The following is a 3512-nucleotide window of genomic DNA, read 5'->3' as shown; positions in this document are numbered from 1 at the left end:
GGGCGGCAGTGGTGAGCCGGAGCCCGTCGGCCCCGGCCCCGTCGGCCCCGGCCGCTCGGCCTGGGCCCGGAGGCCCCCTGCCTGACGGTTCAGGCCACGGCGACGAGCGTCAGGTAGGCCATGCCGAGGACGCGCCGGTAGCCGTTCACCCACGTCGANNGTCGGGGTGGGCGGCGAGCCAGAGCTCGGTGTCGTACCGGTAGCCCGACTCGAACTCCTCCCACTCCTCGGCGGTCGCCGTCTCGATCCACGCGGGCCGGAAGCCCGCCTCGATGGCGAGGTCGACGAGGGCGCCGAGGGACGTGTGGTCCCCCGCGTTCGCGCCAGGCCACATCCCGGCCAGTTCCTCGTCCGTAGGAGTACGGTCCCAGAAGCACTCCCCGAGCACGACATGTCCTCCGGGCCTGACGAGACGGCGGAGTTCGCCCAGGGCCGCGGAGAGGTCGTGCGGCTGCTCGGGGTCGCAGAGCGCCTGGCTCGATCCGTGGCAGAGAACCACGTCGACGGGCCCCCGGCCGGTACCGAACGCCGACTCCTCGACGAACTCGACGCGGTCGGCGAGCCCACGGGCCTCGGCCAGGGCACGGCCGCGGGCCAGGTCCTCGCCGTTGATGTCGATCCCCGCACCCTTGGCCGCCGGCGCGGCCTCGACGACGCGGAGCAGCAACTCGCCCCAGCCGCAGCCGATGTCGAGCACGTCGGCGGGCTCGACGGCGGCGATCCGCTCGACCATGCGGGTCGCGCGGGCCTCGGAGAGCGGGCTGTGGAAGGTGAGGCTGCCGAGACGCGGAGGAAGATCATGATCAGAAATGGTCATGAGGCGGAACGGTACGTCGTCCGACCGGCTCCGGCCAGGGGTTTCCGGCCGGTGCGGGTGCGCGCCAGGGGGTTCGTCCCGCCGACGCCGGGGCTCGTTTCGCCGACGCCGGGGATCGCCGCGCCGACGCCCAGGGTTCGTCCCGCCGACGGTACGCCGCGTCGACGCCGGGGATTCGCCGCGCCGACGCCGTGGTGATTTCGGCAAGCCGCCGTCACCAAGCCGTGAAGTTTCTTCGGGACCCTGGACTTCGGACCGGCCGAGCTCGGACCGGGTCAGATCGGATCTGATCAGTTCGTTCAGTACCGCGCCGTGCGCGCTTCTCATCGGGGGGACACCATCATGAGCACCGTCCGCAGATCCGCCGTCGTTCTCGTCGCCCTCGCCGCGGTCGCGCTGACCGCCTGCGGCCCCGCCGAGGACGGAGCGGCAGGTGGCCCCGAAGCGCCCTCGGCGACTCCGTCGAAGTCCGTGACGCCCACGGACGCACCGACGAAGGCCCCGACAGCCGCGCCGACCGACGCCCCGACGACCGCTCCCACGAAGCCCCCGGCCCCCTCGAAGCCCGCGTCGCCCTCGGTCGATCCCGACTACGACGTGTTCCCGTGCAGCACCTTCGACGTGACCTTCACCGCGACTCTGGCGGAGCCCACGACCAGCAGCTACCTGCTGAAGATCACCAACAGGGGCAGCAAGCCCTGCCGGGCCCTGGGACACCCGGTCGTCACCTTCGGCGACCTCGACGGACAGGCCGTCGAGCGGGGTCCGGCCCCCGGGATCGAGGACGCGATCCGGCTCGCGCCGGGACAGTCGGCGTACGCGGGGCTCATGGGCGGCCTCAAGGACGGCAAGGGCAGGACCGTCCACTCGATCGCGATGACGATGAGCACCGATTCCGACCTGGAGCAGAAGCCGCTCAAGGCCTCGACCCCCGGCCTGTACGTGTCGCCGGACAAGAACTCGGTGACCGCGTGGATGACGAACGCGGAGGACGCCCTCAGCCTCTAGGTGTGTCGTCGAACTCCCGTCGTCGCCCGAAGCAGACGGGAGTTCGACGACAGGGACTAGCCTGGAGACGTGTACACCACGCGCGTGTCCCGCCATGTCGACGCCCCGCCCTCGGCCGTCTACCGGGCCCTGCTGGACCCGGAGGCGGTCGCGCGCTGGCGCGTGCCGTACGGGATGACCTGCGCGGTCCACGAGTTCGACGCGCGCGAGGGGGGAGCCTTCCGGGTCTCCCTCACCTACGACACCGCGGACGGCACCGGCAAGTCGGGGGCCCGCACGGACACGTACCACGGGCGCTTCGTGGAGCTGCTTCCCGACGAACGCGTCGTCGAGATCACCGAGTTCGAGACCTCGGACCCCGGTCTTCAGGGCCCCATGACCCTCACCACGACCCTGATCGCCCTGGAGGGCGGCACGGAGGTGGTCCTCGTCCACGAAGGGGTGCCCGACGGCGTGCCCGCCGCCGACAACGAGGACGGGACGCGGATGGCCCTGGAGCGGTTGGCCGCGCTGGCCGAGGGGCGGCCCGACCCGCAGGCCTGACGCCCCCGGGCCGGGGCGAGCGGTCAGACCGGCTCGCGGCTCAGCGCCGCCAGCGGGTCGTCCAGAACGGGCTGCCACGCCAGCTCGGCGGCGCCGACGAGGCTGTTGTGGTCCAGGGTGCAGGGGAGGATCGGCACGCCGCCGCTGCGGCCCCAGAGGCTGCGGTCGGCGACGACCGCGCGGAGGCGCTCCGGGTCCGCGTCGAGCAGCTCGCGGTGGAGGCCGCCGAGGATGATCCGGTCCGGGTTGAGGATGTTCACCAGGCCCGCCAGGCCGAGGCCCAGGCGGTCGATCAGCTCCCCCACCGCGACCCGTACGCCAGGGTCGTCGGGGCTCGTGCGCAGCAGGTCCCGGGCCTGCTGGAGCAGGGACAGCTCGGGGCCGGGGGCGCGGCCCGCGGCGGTGAGGAAGGCGAGCGGGTCGGTCTCGACGTCCAGGCAGCCTCGGCTGCCGCAGTGGCAGGCGCGGCCCTCCGGGTTCACCGTGAGGTGGCCGACCTCCAGGGCGAGTCCGGCGCTGCCGGTGTGCAGGCGCCCGTCCAGGACGAGCGCGCCGCCGACACCACGGTGGCCGGTGGCCACGCAGAGCAGGTCGCGGGCGCCGCGGCCCGCGCCGTGGCGGTGCTCGGCCAGGGCGGCGAGGTTCACGTCGTTGCCGGTGAAGGCGGGGCCGTCGATGCCGGCGGCCCGTACCCGCTCGGCGAAGATCTCCCGGACCTGCGCACCGGCGGGCCAGGCGAGGTGCAGCGGGTTCAGCGCGGTGCCCTCGGGCTCCGCCACGGCCGAGGGGGCGGCGAGGCCCGCGCCGACGCAGCGGCGGCCGCTCTCCCTGAGCAGGGCGACTCCGGCCTCGACGACCTCGCCGAGGACCTGGGCCGGGTCGGCGGAGACGGTGACGCAGCCGGGGACGGTGGCCACGATGGTGCCGCCGAGGCCGACGAGTGCGGCGCGGAAGCCGTCGGCGTGGACCTGGGCGGCGAGGGCGACGGGGCCCTTCTCGTCGACGGCGAGACGGTGGGAGGGGCGGCCCTGGGAGCCCGCGGCGGCGCCGGGGTTGGAGTCCACGCGGATGAGGCCGAGGGCCTCCAGTTCGGCGGCGACCGCGCCGGCGGTGGCGCGGGTGACGCCGAGCTCGGCGGTGAGGA

Annotated in this window: 4 protein-coding genes and 1 pseudogene; 2 read left to right on the top strand and 3 right to left on the bottom strand. The window is 74.1% G+C overall.

All coding sequences use genetic code 11. The features are described 5' to 3' along the window. Positions 1-89: 89 nt before the first annotated feature. A pseudogene (locus AOK00_RS40545) lies at positions 90-158 on the bottom strand (SAM-dependent methyltransferase); the annotation flags it as partial. A gap of 2 nt (positions 159-160) precedes the next feature. Beyond that, the coding region (locus AOK00_RS22965; RefSeq protein ID WP_254047465.1) for an SAM-dependent methyltransferase at positions 161-817 on the bottom strand (657 nt) is incomplete at its 3' end. Between the two features lie 342 nt (positions 818-1159). Here AOK00_RS22965 and AOK00_RS22960 point away from each other — a divergent pair. Then, the gene (locus AOK00_RS22960; RefSeq protein ID WP_055602187.1) at positions 1160-1825 is read left to right on the top strand and encodes a DUF4232 domain-containing protein; all 666 of its coding nucleotides are present in this window, start codon (positions 1160-1162) and stop codon (positions 1823-1825) included. 69 nt (positions 1826-1894) lie between these two features. After that, the gene (locus AOK00_RS22955; RefSeq protein ID WP_055602186.1) at positions 1895-2368 is read left to right on the top strand and encodes an SRPBCC family protein; all 474 of its coding nucleotides are present in this window, start codon (positions 1895-1897) and stop codon (positions 2366-2368) included. A 23-nt stretch (positions 2369-2391) separates the two neighbouring features. Here the strand turns inward: AOK00_RS22955 and AOK00_RS22950 are convergent. Then, on the bottom strand, positions 2392-3512 hold a 1121-nt coding region (locus AOK00_RS22950; RefSeq protein WP_055602185.1), incomplete at its 5' end, for an ROK family protein.

This window comes from Streptomyces aureus (assembly GCF_001418135.1).
In the GTDB taxonomy this organism is placed as follows: Bacteria; Actinomycetota; Actinomycetes; order Streptomycetales; family Streptomycetaceae; genus Streptomyces; species Streptomyces aureus_A.
The sequence above is the reverse complement of the archived record's forward strand: the minus strand, read 5'-3'. Positions and strand labels throughout refer to the sequence as shown.